General features: G+C 66.9%; 16 protein-coding genes and 1 riboswitch. Of the genes, 5 read left to right on the plus strand and 11 right to left on the minus strand.

All coding sequences use genetic code 11. From position 1 onward, the window contains the following. Positions 1–151: 151 nt before the first annotated feature. From ACFWFP_RS32780 to ACFWFP_RS32790, 3 genes are read right to left on the minus strand one after another with little or no spacing between them, the layout of a single operon-like run. Complete coding sequence (locus ACFWFP_RS32780) at positions 152–631, minus strand: barstar family protein (protein ID WP_379301615.1); 480 nt, start codon at positions 629–631, stop codon at positions 152–154. After that, entirely contained in the window at positions 631–1,125 is a 495-nt protein-coding gene (locus ACFWFP_RS32785) for a ribonuclease domain-containing protein (RefSeq protein WP_379301617.1), read from the minus strand. The genes ACFWFP_RS32780 and ACFWFP_RS32785 overlap by 1 nt, the downstream gene beginning before the upstream one ends. Continuing rightward, complete coding sequence (locus tag ACFWFP_RS32790) at positions 1,122–1,901, minus strand: exodeoxyribonuclease III (protein WP_379301619.1); 780 nt, start codon at positions 1,899–1,901, stop codon at positions 1,122–1,124. The genes ACFWFP_RS32785 and ACFWFP_RS32790 overlap by 4 nt, the downstream gene beginning before the upstream one ends. A 67-nt stretch (positions 1,902–1,968) precedes the next feature. Between ACFWFP_RS32790 and ACFWFP_RS32795 the strand changes: the two genes are divergently transcribed. After that, the gene (locus tag ACFWFP_RS32795) at positions 1,969–2,823 is read left to right on the plus strand and encodes an alpha/beta fold hydrolase (protein ID WP_379301621.1); all 855 of its coding nucleotides are present in this window, start codon (positions 1,969–1,971) and stop codon (positions 2,821–2,823) included. 43 nt (positions 2,824–2,866) lie between these two features. Here the strand turns inward: ACFWFP_RS32795 and ACFWFP_RS32800 are convergent, their stop codons facing one another. Continuing rightward, positions 2,867–4,099 carry an acyl-CoA dehydrogenase family protein gene (locus ACFWFP_RS32800; RefSeq protein ID WP_379301685.1) on the minus strand — a complete coding sequence of 411 codons (1,233 nt, stop codon included), beginning with the start codon at positions 4,097–4,099 and terminating at the stop codon, positions 2,867–2,869. A 194-nt stretch (positions 4,100–4,293) separates the two neighbouring features. Here ACFWFP_RS32800 and ACFWFP_RS32805 point away from each other — a divergent pair, with 194 nt between their 5' ends. After that, a complete protein-coding gene (locus tag ACFWFP_RS32805; RefSeq protein WP_379301623.1) occupies positions 4,294–5,919 on the plus strand; it encodes a purine-cytosine permease family protein in 1,626 nt (541 codons plus the stop codon). 45 nt (positions 5,920–5,964) lie between these two features. On the opposite strand, the gene ACFWFP_RS32810 is transcribed toward ACFWFP_RS32805, so the two are convergent. From ACFWFP_RS32810 to glpK (ACFWFP_RS32820), 3 genes are all read right to left on the minus strand, one after another. Further along, on the minus strand, positions 5,965–6,714 hold the full coding sequence (locus tag ACFWFP_RS32810; RefSeq protein WP_379301625.1) for an SDR family oxidoreductase: 750 nt from the start codon (positions 6,712–6,714) through the stop codon (positions 5,965–5,967). Between the two features lie 138 nt (positions 6,715–6,852). Continuing rightward, entirely contained in the window at positions 6,853–8,532 is a 1,680-nt protein-coding gene (gene glpD / locus ACFWFP_RS32815; protein WP_379301627.1) for a glycerol-3-phosphate dehydrogenase, read from the minus strand. A 32-nt stretch (positions 8,533–8,564) separates the two neighbouring features. Then, positions 8,565–10,067, minus strand: coding sequence for a glycerol kinase GlpK (gene glpK, locus ACFWFP_RS32820; RefSeq protein ID WP_379301629.1), 1,503 nt, complete (start codon positions 10,065–10,067; stop codon positions 8,565–8,567). A 133-nt stretch (positions 10,068–10,200) separates the two neighbouring features. Here glpK (ACFWFP_RS32820) and ACFWFP_RS32825 point away from each other — a divergent pair, with 133 nt between their 5' ends. Together ACFWFP_RS32825 and glpK (ACFWFP_RS32830) are read left to right on the plus strand one after the other, a co-directional pair. Beyond that, complete coding sequence (locus tag ACFWFP_RS32825; RefSeq protein WP_379301631.1) at positions 10,201–10,953, plus strand: IclR family transcriptional regulator; 753 nt, start codon at positions 10,201–10,203, stop codon at positions 10,951–10,953. A gap of 76 nt (positions 10,954–11,029) precedes the next feature. Then, positions 11,030–12,526: a glycerol kinase GlpK gene (gene glpK / locus ACFWFP_RS32830; protein WP_379301633.1), complete on the plus strand. Its 1,497-nt coding sequence runs from the start codon at positions 11,030–11,032 to the stop codon at positions 12,524–12,526. Positions 12,527–12,529: 3 nt separating this feature from the next. Here glpK (ACFWFP_RS32830) and ACFWFP_RS32835 read toward each other — a convergent pair whose 3' ends face one another. From ACFWFP_RS32835 to ACFWFP_RS32850, 4 genes are all read right to left on the minus strand, one after another. Then, positions 12,530–13,399, minus strand: a complete 870-nt coding sequence (locus tag ACFWFP_RS32835; protein ID WP_379301635.1) for a hypothetical protein — start codon at positions 13,397–13,399, stop codon at positions 12,530–12,532. 40 nt (positions 13,400–13,439) lie between these two features. Continuing rightward, positions 13,440–14,588 carry an MFS transporter gene (locus ACFWFP_RS32840; protein WP_379301687.1) on the minus strand — a complete coding sequence of 383 codons (1,149 nt, stop codon included), beginning with the start codon at positions 14,586–14,588 and terminating at the stop codon, positions 13,440–13,442. A gap of 290 nt (positions 14,589–14,878) precedes the next feature. Beyond that, the gene (locus tag ACFWFP_RS32845) at positions 14,879–16,096 is read right to left on the minus strand and encodes an NADP-dependent isocitrate dehydrogenase (protein WP_067447965.1); all 1,218 of its coding nucleotides are present in this window, start codon (positions 16,094–16,096) and stop codon (positions 14,879–14,881) included. 300 nt (positions 16,097–16,396) lie between these two features. Continuing rightward, positions 16,397–17,890, minus strand: coding sequence for an MFS transporter (locus ACFWFP_RS32850; protein ID WP_379301637.1), 1,494 nt, complete (start codon positions 17,888–17,890; stop codon positions 16,397–16,399). 135 nt (positions 17,891–18,025) lie between these two features. Between ACFWFP_RS32850 and ACFWFP_RS32855 the strand changes: the two genes are divergently transcribed. Then, positions 18,026–18,748, plus strand: a complete 723-nt coding sequence (locus tag ACFWFP_RS32855) for a TetR family transcriptional regulator (protein ID WP_379301639.1) — start codon at positions 18,026–18,028, stop codon at positions 18,746–18,748. A 64-nt stretch (positions 18,749–18,812) separates the two neighbouring features. Beyond that, positions 18,813–18,923: riboswitch (SAM riboswitch) on the plus strand. The last annotated feature ends 2 nt before the right edge of the window (positions 18,924–18,925 follow it).

Raw genomic sequence — 18,925 nt, forward strand, 5'->3', positions numbered from 1 at the left:
TTCTCCTAGCCGGCAGCCTCGGGTGGCCGCACGGCCAAGACAGTAAGCGGACTGATCAGACAGCGACAGACACCAATAGCAGTGGCATCGAAACCCGGGCACCGGTGTGCCGATCCAGCGGACAGCCGTCCACCGTGGACGCGGATTCGCGTCAGTCGGTGAGTCCGACCGCGCCGAAGGTGTCCGCGTCGCCTTGCAGAACCACCCGGAACACGACATCGCGGCGCGCCCAGTAGGCGGCGCAGTCGCGCATAGTGGCGTCGAACCAGGCGCGTTCGGCGGGTTGCTCGACGAGCATGTCGTCAGCGGTGCGGATCACCGCGACATAGCCCGGGGCGTCGCCCACGAAATCGTCGAGGTCGCGCAGGCATTCGTCGAAGGCGTCCTTGTTGGCGCCGAAGTAGTACGGGAACTGGAAGGCGGCGGCGAACTCGTCGAACAGCTCCGCCGTGGTGCGCATCTTGGGGCCGCGCAGTTCGCGCACGCGGTAGTCGGCGGGGGCGTCGTAGCGGACGCCGCTGAACTGGTTGGCGTCCACCGGCAGCGCACCGAGCACCGGCGGCGTGGTCGCGGCCGGTGCTTCGGGGGTGGGGCGAGCAAGGAACTGCGACAGCGTCATTCGCGGAGTCATCAGCGCATCCTCGTGAAGGTTTCGTAGTGGTCGCCGGTGTACCAGGCCGAACCGTCGCTGCCGGTGACGATGCGTTCGGCGTCGCGACCGCGATTGCGCTGCTTGGGATTCACATCCCACTCCTGGTACTTCACCGGATTGCCCGCCGAATCCTTGGGCGGCAGTTTGGTACCCCGGTTCATGAACTGCTCGCCGCCCTTGGTGCCCTGCGCGTTGGCCGAACCGGGCCAACGCCCCGCGTCGATCTCGACGAGGGTGACATAGGCACGGTCGGGCACACCCGCGGCCTTGGTGACCGGCGAGGCCGACGAATTCCCTGCGGGCGGACCAGGCTTCGGCGCGGACGCGGTGGTGGTGATCCCGGCGACGGCACGCGTGGTGGAGGTGACGGTGGTGCTGTCCGTTCCGCGACCGCCGAACACGGTGAGGCCGATGGCCGCCAGGACCAGGACGAGTCCACCGAGCAGGCTCAGAGTCTTGCGTGAGAGTTTCATCGATACTGGACAGTAACGGGCGCGTGGTCGGACCACCGCTGGTCGTAGGCGGGCGCCCGTTCGACGACGGCCTGCTTGGCGCGCCCGGTCAGCTCACCGAGGGCCAGCTGGTAATCGATGCGCCAGCCGGAGTCGTTGTCGAAGGCGCGGCCGCGGTAGGACCACCAGCTGTAGGGGCCTGCGACGTCGGGATGCAGGGCGCGCACCACGTCGACGTAGCCCGCGGCGAGCAGTTCGGCGATCCAGGCGCGCTCCTCGGGCAGGAAGCCCGCCGATTTCTGGTTACCCTTCCAGTTCTTCAGGTCGACCTCGGCGGGGGCGATGTTCCAGTCGCCGCTCACCACGAACTCGCCGGTGCGCGACTTCAGGTACGCGCCGAGCTCGGCCATGAACCGGTACTTCTCGTCCTGCTTGGGGGTGTTCTCCTCCCCCGAGTGCACGTAGACGCTCGCGGCGGTGACGTCGCCGAAGTCGGCTTCGATATAGCGGCCCGACGCCGCGAACTCGGTGCTGCCGAACCCGATGCGCACGGCATCGGGCGCGCGTCGCGACAGGATTCCCACGCCCGCGCGGCCCTTGGATTCCGGCTCGGCGTGGGAGAGCACCCAACCCGCGTCGAGCGCGGGGGCCAGCGCCGCCGCGGTCTGCGCGTCGGTCGCCCTGGTCTCCTGCAGGCACACGATGTCGGCTTCGGTCGCCGCCAACCAGGCCGTCATGCCCTTGGTCGAAGCGGCGCGGACCCCGTTCACGTTCACAGTCGAGAGGATTATCGGCACCGTACGACCGTACAATGCAGGCAGGGAAGCTCCCCCGGACACCGTCGTCCAGGAAGGGGTGATGACGATGACGTCACGCACCGCCAAGTCCACCGCCCGCCCCACGCCCGTCGCGGCGCTGCACATCGGGTCCGGCGACCCGGTCTTGTTGTTGCACGGATTCCTGCTGTCGCCACACTGCTGGGAGCAGGTCGCGCTGCGGATGTCGGCGCATTGCGAGGTGTACGCGCCCGCGTTCGCCGGGCACTGGGGTGGTCCGAAGGTCGAGGGGTGGGCACTGGATGTGTACGCCCTGGCCGATCAGATCGAGGACCAGCTCGACGAGCTGGGCTGGCGCACCTGCCACATCGCGGGCAATTCGCTCGGCGGCTGGGTGGGACTCGAGCTGGCGCGACGCGGCCGGGCACGCACGCTCACCACGATCGCCGCGGCGGGTGGCTGGGCGTCGCCGTCGCTGAGCCAGGTCAGGGTCGGCATCAAGTTCGCGTCGATGATTCCCTTCATCGAAATCGGCAAGCGCCTCGGCGGCGTGGCGATCAACAATCCGATCGTGCAGCAGGTGGCCGCATTGCTGGTCACCAAGCACACCGGCGCCGTCGCCCGCCGCGACCTCGCGACCACGCTCACCGCGGTCCTGCACTGTGACGCGATGATCCCGCTCATCCTCGGCAGCCTGCGCGCGCCGGGCATGGACGATCTGGGCGAGCTGAGCACCCCGGTGCGGATGCTGCTCGCCGAATACGACCGGATCATCCCCAACAGCGTGTACGCCACCCGCTACCTGCGCGAGCTGCCCGAGTCGGCGGATCGGATCCTGGTGCACGGGGTGGGGCATGTGCCGATGCTGGAGGCGCCGGACCGGATCGCCACGCTGATCGCCGAGCACATCTACGCCAGCCGCGGGCACCTGCGCGCGGTCTGACGAGATCCCGGCCGCGACAACACTGTTCGCGGCCGGGACCGGTTCACTTCCCGAGCAGACCCTTGGCGATATGGGTCACCTGGATCTCGTTGCTGCCCGCGTAGATCATCAGCGACTTCGCGTCGCGGGCCAGCTGCTCGACCCGGTACTCGCTCATATAGCCGTTGCCGCCGAACAACTGCACCGCCTCCATCGCCACCTCGGTGGCGGCCTCGGAGCAGTACAGCTTCATCGCCGAGGCCTCGGCCAGGCTCGGCGGCTTGCCCGCGCGAGCACGCTCGAGCACGTTGAACACCATGTTCTGCACATTGATTCGCGCCACTTCCATCTTGGCCAGCTTGAGCTGGATCAGCTGGAAGCGCCCGATCTCCTGACCCCACAGCGTGCGGTTGCGCGCGTAGTCGACACAGAGCCGGTGACATTCGTCGATCACGCCCAGTGCCATGAATCCGACGCCGATCCGCTCGGCGGTGAAACTGGCTCTGGCGCTTTCTCTGCCGTCGCCACCCTTGTGCTCCTCGGTTTCGCCGAGCAGCCGATCCTTGCCGAGCCGGACATTGTCGAAGAACAACTCGCCGGTCGGTGAGGAATGCAAACCCATCTTCTTGAACGGCTTGCCCTGGGTGAGGCCTTCCATGCCCTTGTCGAGCACGAAGGTGAGCACCTTGCGGTCGCGTTTGCCGGCGCCGTCACCCTCGTCGAGCTTGGCGTAGACGATCATCACGTCGGCGCACGGGCCGTTGGTGATGAAGGTCTTCTGACCGTTGAGGATGTAGTCCTCACCGTCGCGTTCGACGCGAGTCTTCATGCCGCCGAACGCGTCCGAGCCCGAATCCGGCTCGGTGATCGCCCAGGACGCCACCTTGCGCAGGGTGACGATGTCGGCCAGCCAGCGCTGCTTCTGAGCGAGAGTGCCCCGCGACATGATGGTGGTGGCGCCCAGCCCGATGCTCACCCCGAGGGCGGACACCAAACCCATACAGACACCGGATAATTCGCTGATCAACACCGCCATCATCGACTGCTGATCGCCGAACGGACTGCCCGGCTTCTTGCCGTCGCTCTCGCTCGGACCGGCGGCTTCCTTGGCGAGCATCTTCGCCACGGCGTCCTCGCCCATCGCATCGATCCCGAACTGACTGAACAGCTTGCGCAGGATCGGATACGGCAGCATCTCACCGCTGTCGAGGGCGTCGAGGTTCGGCCGGACCTCCTTGTCGATGAACGCCCGCACGGCGTCGCGGATCATCAGATCGGTCTCGGACCATTCGAACACTGTCGTCTCCTCCACGCTCGCTCCGCCCAAAAACATACACGCGTGCTTGTTTTTGTGAGGGCGTTTCGGTGACCCCGGTCACCATCGAGTCGCGTAACAGCGGCGTAACGAATCGGAAAATTCGCGTCTACATCCATGCAGGACCGTCTGTGAGTCGCCGGTTACGTGCGGCAGCGGATGAAGGAGAGAGGGACATGGCCGGAGCAGATACTGCCGCCAAAGAAACACTCGAGGACTACACGCTGCGTTTCGCCCCGCGGAGCTACCGTAAATGGAGCCCCGCTGTTGTCGGCATCTCCGCACTCGGCGGCATCGCCTACCTCGCCGATTTCGCGATCGGCGCGAATATCGGCATCGCCCACGGCACCGGAAACGCCCTGATCGGCATCGGTATCTTCGCCGTGGTCGTGATGCTCACCGGATTTCCGCTCGCCTATTACGCGGCCCGCTACAACATCGATCTCGACCTGATCACGCGCGGAAGCGGATTCGGCTACTACGGCTCCGTGATCACCAATATCGTATTCGCGTCGTTCACTTTCATCTTCTTCGCGCTCGAAGGTTCGATCATGGCGCAGGGCCTGTTACTGGGCCTTGGAATTCCGTTGTGGCTGGGCTATCTCGCCTCCACGATCATCATCTTCCCGCTGGTCATCTACGGGATGAACACCCTGGCCAAACTCCAGGTGTGGACCACTCCCCTGTGGCTGCTGCTGATGGTGGCGCCGTTCGGCTTCCTGCTGGTGCGCCACCCCGATTCGGTGGGCTCGTTCTTCGCCTACGGTGGGGAGAACGGTGAAGGCGTGAGTGTGTCGGGTGCGCTGCTGGCGGCCGGTGTGTGTCTGTCGCTGATCGCCCAGATCGCCGAGCAGATCGACTACCTGCGCTTCATGCCGCCGCGCACCCCCGAGAACCGGGCCAAGTGGTGGGGCTGGATGCTGCTGGCCGGACCCGGCTGGGTGCTGTTCGGTGCGGCCAAGCAGGTCGTCGGCCTGTTCCTCGCGGTGTACCTGATCGCGAATCTGCCTGCCGCGCAGGGCATCGCCAACCAGCCGGTGCACCAGTTCCTGGAGATCTACAAGGACATGGTGCCGGGCTGGCTGGCCATGACCCTGGCCGTGGTGCTGGTGGTCATCAGCCAGGTCAAGATCAACGTGACCAACGCCTACTCGGGCTCGCTGGCCTGGACCAACTCCTACACCCGGGTCACCAAGACCTACCCGGGCCGCCTGGTGTTCCTGGTGGTCAACCTCGGCGTCGCGCTGGTGCTGATGGAAGCGAACATGTTCGACTTCCTCAACAACATCCTCGGCTTCTACGCCAACTGCGGCATCGCCTGGATCGTCACCGTGGCCACCGATATCGCGGTGAACAAGTACCTGCTGAAGATCTCACCCAAGGTGCCGGAGTTCCGGCGCGGCATGCTCTACGACTTCAACCCGGTGGGTCTGGTCGGCTTCGGGCTGTCGGCGGTGCTGTCGATCATGACCTTCTTCGGCCTGTTCGGTGAGCTGCTGAAGCCGTACTCGCCGCTGGTGGCGGTACTGGTCGCCTTCATCGCGACCCCGCTCACCGCGATCGCCACCAAGGGCAAGTACTACCTGCGACGCGCCGACGACGGCATCGAAGCGCCGATGTTCGACGAGCACGGCAACCCATCGGGCGACCTGCTCACCTGCCACGTCACCGGCATGGACTTCGAGCGCCCGGACATGATCGCCTCGGCCGTCCCCGGCCCCGAGGGCGAGATCCAGTACATCAGCTCACTGGCGCTCTCCACAGACAAGGACGGCAAGCACTTACTGCCCCGTCAGCACTGATTCTCCCGACGAAGGCCGTGCCCGATGGCACGGCCTTCGTGGTGTTCAGATCAGTTTGCGGACAACCGGTAGCGGCAGGATTCGCAGTGCGAAACCCAGCGGCACCCACGGCCAACCGGGCACGTAGGCGTTGGCGCGACGTTTCTCGATCGCGGCGACCATGGCGTGGACGCCGGTCTCGGTGTCCACCATGAACTTCGGCTCATGCTTGACGCGGTCGTTCATCTCCGAGCGGATGTAGCCGGGGTAGATCACCGAGACATCTACGCCCGCAATCGCCTCCGCGCGTACGCCTTCGGCCAGCGCCGCGACGCCCGCCTTGGTCGCCGCGTAGGTGGTGAGCGTCTTGGGCATGCCGCGCAGGCCCGAGATCGAGGAGATCATCACCAGGTGGCCGCGCCCCTGCGCGCGGAAGATCTTCAACGCCGCCTCGCTCTGTGCCAGGGCAGCAAGGAAATTCACCACCGCGGTCTCACGATTGGCCTTGTGGTGGCCGGTGCCCAACGGCGCGCCCTTACCGAGACCCGCGTTGACGATCACGCGGTCGACGGTGCCGAATTCCTGGGCGAACTCGTCGAAGACGGTGAACACGGCCGCGTCATCGGTGACGTCGAGCTGCTTCACCGAGACGACGCGGTCGGGGTGGTCGGCGAGGATCCGCGTGCGCAGTTCGTCGAGACGCTCGGTCCGGCGAGCACACAAGCCCAGGTCGTACCCGAGCGCGGCGAACTGGCGCGCCATCTCGGCGCCGAGCCCGGAGCTGGCGCCGGTGATCAGGATGGTGCCCCGGCTCACGAGAGCACGTCCGCGGCGGGTAGCCGGTGGTCGATCAGCGATTTCATGCCCTCACGCTAACCAGCCGACGCGTGCCAGGGAACCGATCGTGGGCAGATCGCCTCCTTGTCGCTGGTCGGGGTGTCACGGGTACCACTGTCAGCGGGCTGCGACCAGTCTGGCGGCGTTTGCGGCGGCGTCGTCGCCCGCTTCGTTGGCGGCCAGCTCCGCGTGGACGCGGTCGTAGTACCGGTTGATCTCGGTGTTGGTGGTCTCCTCGTTCCAGCCGAGCAGGGGTGCGATCAGGCGGGCGATTTCCGGGGCGGCGGCGAGGCCGCGATCGGGGACTTCGATGGAGATCCGGGTGCGGCGGGTGAGGATGTCGTCGAGGTGCAGGGCGCCCTCGTGGGTGACGGCGTAGACGATCTCGGCGGCGATGTAGTCCGAGGCGCCCGGAATCGGGTGGCGCAGGGCGGGATCCGCGGCGATGAGGCCGAAGATGTCGGTGCTCAGGGAGCCGTAGCGGCCCAGCAGGTGTTCGACCACGTCGACGGGCAGGCGCTGGGACACCGACAGGTCGGTCACCTCGGCGAGCATGTCGAAGTAGCCTGCCGCGCCGACGATGGGCAACCGCGCGGTCGACGAGGCGGGGATCTGTCCGCCGAGGCGCGCGACGGCGGCGTCGACGACATCGGCGGCCATCACCCGATAGGTCGTGTACTTGCCGCCCGCGATCACGAACAGCCCCGGCGCGGGTTCGGCGACGGCGTGTTCGCGCGAGAGCTTCGCGGTCTCCTTCGTGGCGCCGGTCATCAGCGGCCGCAGGCCCGCGTAGGTGCCGACGATATCGGCCCTGGTCAGCGGCTCACGCAGCAGCGAGTTGACGTGGTCGAGGATGTATTGCACGTCGGCGGCGGTGGCCGTGGGGTGGTTCTTGTCCAGCGCCCATTCGGTGTCGGTGGTGCCGATGATCCAGTGTTCGGCCCACGGGATGACGAACAGGACCGACTTCTCGGTGCGCATGATCATGCCGGTGTGCAGGTTCAGTCGCTCGCGCGGCACGAGGATGTGCACGCCCTTCGACATCTGGACGTGGAACGGGAAGTCCACGCCGGTCATCTTGATCATGTCGTCGGTCCAGACGCCGGTCGCGCTGATCACCGTGCGGGCCCGAATGGTGTGCGTCAGACCGGTTTCCAGGTCCTCCACGCGCGCGCCGACCACCTTCTCGCCGTCGCGTTCCAGCCCGATCACCTTGGTCCGGGTCAGCACCGTGGCGCCGTGCTCGGCGGCGGTCCTGGCGATCATCATCGTGTGGCGGGCGTCGTCGACCTGCGCGTCGTAGTAGCGGATGGCGCCGGTCAGCGCGTCCTCACGCAGCGCGGGCGCGAGTTCCAGTGCGCCCGAACGGGTCAGGTGCTTGTGCATCGGGACCGTGCGCGCGCCACCGAGCGTGTCGTAGAGGGCGATTCCGGCGCCGATGTAGGCGCGCTCCCACACCCGGTGCTGGAGCGGGAACAGGAACGGCACCGGGTGCACCAGGTGCGGGGCGAGCGTGTTCAGCAGCAGGCCCCGTTCTTTGAGCGCCTCGCGGACCAACGCGAAGTCCAGCTGTTCCAGGTAGCGCAGGCCGCCGTGGATGAGCTTGGACGAACGGCTCGAGGTGCCCGCGGCGAAATCGCGTGCCTCGACCAGGGTTACCGACAGCCCGCGCGAGGCGGCGTCGAGCGCGGCGCCGGCGCCGGTCACGCCGCCGCCGATGACCAGGACATCGACCTCGGCGGTGTCGAGCGTGCCGACAGCCTGCTCACGGTAGGTGGGGTCCAGTTGCACAGACACGATGATCTCCTTCTCGAAAGTGTTGTGGTGATTCAGATTTCGGCCCAGTCGAGGGTGCGTTCGACGGCTTTGAGCCAGCGGCGGTAGCCGTGTTCGCGTTGCTCCTCGGACCAGGTGGGGTACCAGCGGACGTCTTCGGACCAGTTGTCGAGCAGTTCGTCGGTGCCGCTCCAGAAACCGACGGCCAGTCCGGCGGCGTAGGCGGCCCCCAGCGCGGTGGTCTCGGCGACGACCGGGCGCGAGACCGGGACGCCGAGCAGGTCGGCTTGGATCTGCATGGCGAGCTGGTTCACGGTGACGCCGCCGTCCACCCGCAGCGTGGCCAGTCGTACACCGGCGTCGCGCTGCATGGCTTCGACTACGTCCCGGGTCTGATAGGCGATGGATTCCAGTGTGGCCCTGGCCAAGTGGGCATTGTTGCTGTAACGCGACAGGCCGACGACCGCGCCACGCGCATCGGGTCGCCAGTACGGCGCGAACAGTCCGGAGAAGGCGGGCACGAAGTACACGCCGCCGGAATCGGCCACCTGCCCGGCGAGGTCCTCGATCTGCGCCGCGCCCGCGATGATGCCCAGCTGATCGCGCAACCACTGCACCGCCGATCCGGTGACCGCGATCGAACCCTCCAGTGCGTAGGCGGGCTTGTCGTCGCCGAACCGGTACGCGACCGTGGTGATCAGGCCGTGGTTCGAGCGGACGATCTCCGTGCCGGTGTTCAGCATCAGGAAATTGCCTGTGCCATAGGTGTTCTTGGCCTCGCCGGGCTGGAAGCACACCTGCCCGACGCCCGCGGCCTGCTGATCGCCGAGGACCCCGGCGATGGGCACCGAGCCTTTGAACGGGCCGTCGGGCTTCGTCGTCCCGAACAATCGCGGGTTCGCGGACGGCGCGATGGTGGGCAGCATGGCGCGCGGGATGCCGAAGATCGCGAGGAGGTCGTCGTCCCAGTCGAGGGTTTCGAGATCCATCAGCATGGTGCGTGAGGCATTGGTGGCGTCGGTGACGTGCACGCCGCCGGTGAGGTTCCAGATCAACCAGCTGTCGAGGGTGCCGAACAGTGCGTCACCGCGCTCGGCATCGGCGCGCACGCCCGCGATGTTGTCCAGGATCCACTTCAGCTTGCCGCCGGAGAAGTACGGTGCGGGCGGCAGACCGGTCTTCTCGCGGATGAGCGCGCTGTGCCCGGCGGCATCGAGGTCGGCGATGATGCGGTCGGTGCGGGTGTCCTGCCAGACGATGGCGTTGCCGTAGGGGCGGCCGGTGTGGCGGTTCCACACCACGGTGGTCTCGCGCTGGTTGGTGACGCCGATGGCGGCGAGGTCGTCGGCCGTGAGGTCGGCGAGCGAGAGGGCGGTCTTGACGACGGTGCGGGTGCGTTCCCAGATCTCGTCCGGATTGTGTTCGACCCAGCCCGGGCGCGGCATGATCTGCGAGTGTTCGAGCTGATGGCGGGCCACCACGGTGCCCCTGTGGTCGAAGACCATGAATCGCGTCGAAGTCGTGCCCTGGTCGATCGCGCCCACGTACCGGTTCATGTGTCGTCCTTCCCGGAGCTCAGCGTCGAGTCCGTCGATCGGGCGCCTCGGCCCGAGACCCACGCTAGGAACGCGCCGACGCGGACACCACAAGCCCCGTTCGACAATGCTGAACGGTGGTAGGTTCGGGGCCATGCCCGGCCCGATCCAGTCGATCGAACGCGCCGCCGCCGTACTGCGGCTGCTGGCGCGTGGACCGGGACCACTGGGTGTCGGCGAGATCGCGAGCGCGCTCGACCTGGCCAAACCCACCGCGCACGGCATTCTGCGGACGCTGCTCGGGGTCGGGTTCGTCGACCAGGACGCGCGCACCGGCAAATACCTGCTCGGCCCCGCGATCGGCGAACTCGGGACCGATCGGCTCGACGTGAACGAGTTGCGCTCGCGGGCGATCCACCGCGCCGACGCCCTCGCGTCGCGTTCCGGGGAATCGGTGCGCATCGCCGTGGCGCGGGAGACCGGCATCACGGTGATCCACCACGTCTTCCGGCCCGACAACAGCGAGCAGGCCCTCGCCGTGGGCGAAGTACTTCCCGCCCACGCGACCGCGCTCGGCAAGGTATTGCTCGCCTACGACGCCGCGGCGCAAGCCGGTGCGCTCCAGGGTTTCACCCACCGAACGATCACCGAACGCGACGGGCTCGACCGGGTGATCGCCGAGGTTCGCCGACGGGGCTGGGCGGACGAAGTCGAGGAGCACCGCTCGGGCGAAGCGGGGATCGCTGCGCCCGTTCGCGCCAGAGGTGGGCTCGTCGTCGCGGCGATCGGCATCACCGGTCCGACAGATAGGCTGTGCGACAACCGATTACAGGTGCGTCCGGCCGCGATCGAACAGGTTCGCGCCGCCGCTCTCGCCGTACACCGCGACCTGACGGCAGCACGATGAGCTGGGCCGGTACACCTTTCGCGCGCGCCACGTCCACCGACCGATACTCCGCGGCCGACAACGAGAGCAGACGACGATGACCCCACGTTTCGTGCTCGCCATCGATCAGGGCACCACTTCGAGCCGGTGCATCGTCTTCGATCAGCACGCCCGGCTGGCAGGCATGGCGCAGCGCACCCATCGCCAGCATTATCCCAAGTCGGGATGGGTGGAGCAGGACGCGCTCGAGATCTGGCGGACGGTGGAGCGGATCGTGCCCGCGGCGCTGCGCGACGCCGGGATCACCGTCGACCAGGTGGCCGCGATCGGCATCGCCAATCAGCGCGAGACCACGGTGGTGTGGGATCGGCGCACCGGGCTGCCGGTGCGGCTGGCCATCGTCTGGCAGGACGTGCGCACCGAAGAGCTGGTCGATCAGATGAAGGAATTGCCCGGGGCACAGCGCATTCCCGAGTTGAGCGGGCTGCCCTTGGCCACGTACTTCGCCGCCCCGCGCCTGCGCTGGCTACTCGACCATGTCGAGGGACTTCGCGACAGAGCCGAACGCGGCGATGTTCTCTTCGGCACCATGGAATCCTGGCTCATCTGGAACCTGACCGGCGGCGCCGAGCACGTCACCGACGTGACCAACGCGGGGCGCACCCTGCTGATGAACCTCGCCACCCGCCAGTGGGACGCGGAGCTGCTGCGATTCTTCGACATTCCGCCGGCCATGCTCCCCCGCATCGAACCCTCGACCGGCGATTTCGGCACCGCCAGCACCGTGGTCCCCGGCGTGCGGATCGGCGCGGCCCTCGGCGACCAGCACGCGGCGCTGTTCGGCCAGACCTGCTTCGCCCCGGGCGAGACCGAATGCACCTACGGCACCGGCGGCTTCCTCATGATGAACACCGGCACCGAACTGATCCGCTCCCGGCACGGCCTGCTCACCACCATCGGCTACCAGGTCGGATCCGAACCGGTCTACGCGCTCGAAGGGCCCATCGCGGTCACCGGGTCGCTCGTCCAATGGCTGCGCGACATCGTCGGCCTGATCGCCACCGCACCCGAGATCGAGACTCTCGCAAGCACAGTCGACGACAACGGCGGCTGCTACCTGGTCCCCGCCTTCTCCGGCCTCTACGCCCCGCACTGGCGCAGCGATGCCCGCGGCCTGCTCATCGGCCTGACCTCCTATGTCACCAAAGGCCATCTGGCCCGCGCCGTCCTGGAGGCCACCGCCTGGCAGACCCGAGACGTGGTCGAAGCCATGAACGCCGACGCCGGCCTGCACGCGAAGTCCCTGCGAGTAGCGGGCGGTATGGCCTCCAACAACCTGCTCATGCAGATCATCGCCGACGTCCTCGACACACCGGTCATGCGCCCGCTGGTCACCGAAACCGTCTCCCTCGGCGCCGCCTACGCGGCGGGCCTGGCCGTCGCCTACTGGCCCGATCTCCAAGGCCTGCGCCGCAATTGGAAGGTCGCCGCCCAGTGGATACCGTCGCCGGACCGTCGAATCCGCGAGGAAGAATACGAACGCTGGCAACGAGCCGTCCAACTCAGCGTCGGCTGGGCGCGCCCGGCTAGATGAGGATCAATCGAAGAGTTCGTCGGTAGTTGTCGCGGTCACAGCCTGCGTCAACCAAGCGTCGAGCTTACCGAGGTCGGTGCATGCAGCAAGCCGAGCACGCTGCGCGGCCGACAACTCCAGCCCGCGCGCGGTCAACACCGTGAGCACCGCATGCGCGGCGTTCTCCGCACGTCCTTCCTCACGTCCCTTCGCCACGTACTTGGTGGCGATGCGGCCGCGGTACTGCGGGGTGCTCTCCATCAGTTCCTCCAAGCGTCGGCTTGCTGCGACGGTCAACGCGTCGTCGACCAGATCAAGATACATTTTTGCATGTTCATCGTCGGTTTTCATCAGCCCGGCCAGGAACGCGGCAAGGACTTCCTCCATATGCGGACCTGCGCCGTGGGCGATCGCCGACAGCGTCGCGCGCTCGGGGCACTTTCCGGCCTCGACCGGATCGGTGACGACCGGGAAACGGTCCGGGCCCAGCACCAGCGGTTGGATGACCGATCCGACCGTATCGAGCTCGATCGGCTGCTCGGCCCACTTCGCGACTGCTCTGCTGGGCGTCACCACCAACAGCACTACCGGGCAACACAACCGCGATCGCAGGGTGGTCAGATAGACCGGCCATTTCCAGCGACGCACGTCCGCCTTGGACAATTGCACCTCGACGCACACACCGAGTACCGGGATGTCCCGATCGTCGTGGGTGCTGAGGGCCAAGTCACCGCGGAACTCTTTGGGCCCGACATCAGTGAAGTCGCACGGCTCAGCCCGCATCTGCGACAAGCCGGGCAGCGGGATCCTGAACTCCTCAGCCAGCAGAGACGGAGCCAGCAAGAGATCCGTGCGGAACAGGTCAAGCAAACCCTCGTGCAGGTGGCTCGGCATGTGGGCAACGTATGACGAAGTACGCAAGGGCACCAATCGGTTACGGCGTGTTATGCGCCGACCGGCGTTGCAGGAAAACCGTGAGCGTGAACAGGAGGACACCGGCCACGGCCAACAGCGCGCCGACCACGGCGGGTGCGGTGTAGCCGAGGCCCGCGGCGATGACGAGGCCGCCGAGCCAGGCGCCCGCGGCGTTGGCGATGTTCAAGGCGGCGTGGTTGAGGGCGGCGGCGAGGGTTTGGGCGTCGGCAGCCACATCCATGAGACGGGTTTGGAGGCCGGGTGCCAGGGCCGCGCCGGAGGCGCCGACGAGGAAGGCGCCGATCGCGGCGGTGACGGGGTTGTGGGCCGCCAGGACGAACCCGGCGAGGATCACGACCATCGCGATCATGGCGACGAAGATCGAGCGGTCGACGCCACGGTCGGCGAGGATGCCGCCACCGATATTGCCCACGATCATGCCGAGACCGAACAGCGCCAGCACGATCGGGACCGCGCCGATCGGCATGCCCGCGACATCGGTCATGGTGGTGGCGATGTAGGTGTAGACGGCGAACATGCCACCGAAGCCGATCGCGCCGACAGCCAGGGTGAGCAGCACCTGCGGACGTCGCAGCGCACCGAGTTCGGTCATCGGGTTGGTGATCTTCATGCTGGTCAGGGCGGGGACATAGCGCCACAGGGCGGCAACGGTCGCCACGCCGATCACGGCGACGACCACATACGCGTCACGCCAGCCCAGGTGCTGACCGAGCCAGGTCGCGCCGGGCACTCCGATCACATTTGCCACGCTGAGCCCGAGCATCACCGCGGCCACGGCCTTGGCTCGCTGCCCGACGGGTGCGAGCGTGGCGGCGGCCAGCGAGGCGACACCGAAGTACGCGCCGTGCGGCAGGCCGGACACGAAGCGGGCGAGCACGAGCGTGCCGAAGGTCGGCGCGAGCACGGTGCCGATATTGCCGATGGTGAACGCGACCATCAACACGATCAGCAACTTCTTGCGCGCCACCCGTGCGCACAACGCGGCGATCAGCGGCGCACCGACCACGACACCCAGCGCGTACGCCGACACCGCGTGCCCGGCCGACGGCTCGGAGATATCGAAAGCCCGCGCGATATCGGGCAGCAACCCCATGGTCACGAACTCGGTGGTGCCGATCCCGAATCCACCCAGCGCCAACGCGAGCATCGCCGGGACATGCCAGCTGGTGCGTGGCACGTCGAGGCGATCGGGGGCTGCAATGGAAGAAGTCACGCTTCCATGCAACGGGCACGGATACCCGTTCGCTACCCGAGAACAGCGTGAGTTACCCCACCGTGCACAAAAACGACCCGGCAAGCCACCCACTGATCTCGCGAGAACATGGGTAACTCACCGGGTCGAGCAAACCTGACCACCGCCTGTTCCGCCGGCCGCCGACGTAGGTCTCACGTCACTCGAGTCCGGCCTGAATACGCGGAGAGGCGGGGGAGCCTATCTCACTTCAGCGCGCGAGCCAGGTTCACATCGAGCGCGCCGAGGAATTCCTCGGTGCTCAGGTAACCCTGGTCGCCGCCGACGAGCGCGGCGAGGTCCTTCGTCATCTGACCGCCCTCGACGGTCTTGATGACCACGTCCTCGAGCGCCTGCGCGAAGCCGATCACCTCGGGGGTGTTGTCCAGCTTGCCGCGGTGTTCGAGGCCGCGGGTCCAGGCGAAGATCGACGCGATCGGGTTGGTCGAGGTCGGCTTGCCCTGCTGGTGCTGGCGGTAGTGCCGGGTGACGGTGCCGTGCGCGGCCTCGGCCTCACAGGTCTTGCCGTCCGGGGTGAGCAGCACCGAGGTCATCAGGCCGAGCGAGCCGAAGCCCTGGGCCACGGTGTCGGACTGCACGTCGCCGTCGTAGTTCTTGCAGGCCCAGACGTAGCCGCCCTCCCATTTCATGGAGGAGGCGACCATGTCGTCGATCAGGCGGTGCTCGTAGGTGAGGCCCGCCGCATCGAACTCGGCCTTGAACTCGGCGTCGAAGACTTCCTGGAAGGTGTCCTTGAACATGCCGTCGTAGGCCTTGAGGATGGTGTTCTTCGTGGAGAGGTACACCGGGTAGTTCTGCTGCAGGCCGTAGTTGAACGAGGCCCGCGCGAAGTCCTCGATGGACTTCTTGAAGTTGTACATACCCATGACGACGCCGCCGTCTTCGGGCATCTTCACGACCTCGTGGATGATCGGCTCGCTGCCGTCCTCCGGCGTGAAGGTGAGCGTGACGGTGCCGGCCTCGTAGACCTTGAAGTCGGTGGCGCGGTACTGGTCGCCGAAGGCGTGACGGCCGATGATGATCGGCTTGGTCCAGCCGGGCACCAGACGGGGCACATTGGAGATGATGATCGGCGCGCGGAAGATGGTGCCACCCAGAATGTTTCGGATGGTGCCGTTGGGCGAGCGCCACATCTTCTTGAGGCCGAACTCTTTCACCCGCGCTTCGTCGGGGGTGATGGTGGCGCATTTCACGCCGACGCCGTACTTCTTGATGGCATTGGCCGCGTCGACGGTGACCTGGTCGTCTGTCTTGTCGCGGTACTCGATGCCGAGGTCGTAGTACTCGAGGTTCACGTCGAGATAGGGATGGATCAGCTTGTCCTTGATGAACTGCCAGATGATCCGGGTCATCTCGTCGCCGTCGAGTTCTACAACGGTGCCTTCAACCTTGATCTTGGACATGGATCTTCGTGTCCTCCTCGGTGGGTGCCCTTATTGCACGGCTAGGCGAACACGCTTGTGAGCGGACCCCAGCAGTTCCAACAGACAACGTATATGCCCCGCGTTGTCTGCGGGACGTGTGGTGCAAACAAGACGAGCGTACTGCTGTCCCCTACCTCACCGCGACGGGAGGCCCCACTGTGCGGGACGGCTCGAAACCTTCCCGCCCCGACCGCCCGTCAGCACCCGATCGGGCCTTGACCGGCTACTGAGCAGTAACAAGGGGCCCGCGCGGTGAGCACGGGCCCCTCGTCCAGAAGGTCAGACAGCGATCGGTACCGCGACCGCGTGCTCGTCACCTTCGATCAGGTTCTCCGGCTTGTCGCGGATCATCACCGCGATCACCACGGCGGCGGCGAGGAAGAAGCCGGCGCCGATATAGAACGCGACGTCATAGCTGTAGATCGAGGCGCGTTCGATCAGGTGGTCGACGGTCGGATTGTCGGTGGCGTAGCTCTTCGCGGCCTGCACCGACAGTGTGGTGAGCAAGGCGGTGCCGACGGCGCCGCCGACCTGTTGGGCGGCATTGAGCAGGGCGCTGGCGACGCCGGAGTCCTCGGCGTCGACCTGATGCAGGGCCACGGCCTGCATGCCGACGAACAGCGGGCCCATCCCGAGCGCCATCAACAGCTGCGCGGGCAGCACGCTCAGCGCGTACCCGTCGCCGTAGCTCAGTTGCGCCAGCCACAGCAGCCCGACCACGCCGAGCAGCGCGCCGGCCACCATCAGCGGACGCGGCCCGAACTTGGGCATCAGCGAACTGGTGATGCCCGCCGCGATCCCGATGCCCACCGGGAACGGCAGGAACGCGATGCCCGCCTTCAGCGGCGAATAGCCCAGGGTGTTCTGGTAGTAGAAGCTCAGGAACAAGAACATGGCGAACATGGCGATCGGGATCAGCAGCGCGGCCAGCAGAGCGCCGCCCCGATTGATCTCCCCCGGAATTCGCAGTGGCAGCAGCGGATTCGCCGAACGCGCTTCGATGAAGACGAACGCGATGAGCAAGGCGAAGCCCGCTCCGAGCAGGCCGAGCGTGCTGCCCGCCAGCCAGCCGTGTTCGGCGGCGCGACTGAATCCGTAGACGATCGACACCAAGCCGAATGTCACGGTGACGGCACCGGGCAGGTCGTAGCCGCCGGTTCTGGGCACCGGGATATCGCGCGCGATCACCGCCACCGCACCGGCCACCGCGATGAGCGCGATCGGCGTGTTCATCAACAGCGTCCACCGCCACGACGCGAATTCGGTGAGCGCGCCGCCGACGATCAACCCGAACGCGATGCCACCCGCGGTGATGCCGGCGAATACCGCGAACGCGCGGGCCCGCTCCTGCACATCGGTGAAGATCACCGAGAGCAGCGACAGCGCCGCCGGCGCGAGCAATGCGGCGAACGCGCCCTGCAGGCCACGACCGACGAACAACTGCGGTCCGGTCTGCGCGAGCCCGGCCAGCGCCGACGCGGCGGCGAAGCCGACCAGGCCGACCAGGAAGATCCGGCGCCTGCCCAGGTAGTCGGCCATCCGTCCGCCGAGCAGCAGCAGCCCGCCGAAGATGAGCGTGTACGCGGTGAGCGCCCACTGTTTGTCGCCGTCGCTGATCCCCAGGTCACGCTGGGCATACGGCAGGGCGATCGTGATCACGGTGGCGTCGAGCACCACCATCAACTGGGCGGCGGAGAGCACGACCAGCGCCCACCACCGCGTCGAACTCTGTGGGGAATCAACATGTTTCGTCTCTAGCTCGGTGCTGGTCACCAGGGCTCCTCGTCACTCGATCAGCGTGGAACCAATCCTGGCACTGCGAGACAATTGGCGTCAAGAGAAAAATGTCTGAATGCGCCAATTGGCCTAGTTGGACAGATAAAGCGGCTGACACGGTAGGCTGGTGGCATGCTGGACTCGACCACTCCGATCAGCGCCGACCGGACGACCGAACCTGCTCCCGACGCGCCGCTGGGCTTGCGCGAGCGCAAGAAGCTCCAGACCAAAGCCGCCATCGTGGCGGTCGGGCTGGACCTGTGCGACAGCCAAGGGTTCGACGCGACGACGGTCGAGCAGATCGCCGCGGGTGCCGATGTGTCCCCGCGTACCGTCAACCGGTACTTCGCGCTCAAGGAAGACATCGTGCTGGCCCCGATCGACGACTTCGGGGTCTCGGTCGCCGTCGCGCTGCGCTCCCAACCGAACACCGGCAACGAACTCCAGGCACTGTGTGGCGCCTACCTGACGGTGGTCCAGGCGGAGGCGGACGCGGACGGTATCCGATTCATCCGCCAGTTCCTGCAGATGCAGCGGATCATGCGCACCAGCCAGTCGGTCAACGCGCGCGCGCTGGAATACGCGGAGAAGAAGAACGTCGCGGTGTGCACCGAGCTCGCGCAGCGGATGGGCACGTCACCGGACGACTTCACGGTGAGGCTGGTGGCCGGGACCTGGCAGATGCTGTGCCACCTCTCCGTCGCCGATACCGAACAAGCACTGCTGAGCGGGTCGCCGGCGGTCGCTGTCCGGGTGACCCGCGACGCCGTGCTGCGCGCCTACCACGGCTTGCGGCAGGTCTGCGGCGCACCGGTAGACGACACGCCAGGCTTCGGCACACCGTCGAACGAGTGATCTTCGGCGTGAAATGCGGGGGAAGTTTCCGCGCGCGGGAGATGTCCGGTTAACATGACGGCAAGGTCATGAGTACCAGCGCCAAGCCCCGGCTCGCTGGTCGGCAACCCTCCAGCTGCGGTGGGGTGCTCCGGGTGATGACCGGGCTCTCGAAAGTCGAGAGCAAGCGCGCGCTGC

Source organism: Nocardia sp. NPDC060249 (assembly GCF_042728755.1).
In the GTDB taxonomy this organism is placed as follows: Bacteria; Actinomycetota; Actinomycetes; order Mycobacteriales; family Mycobacteriaceae; genus Nocardia.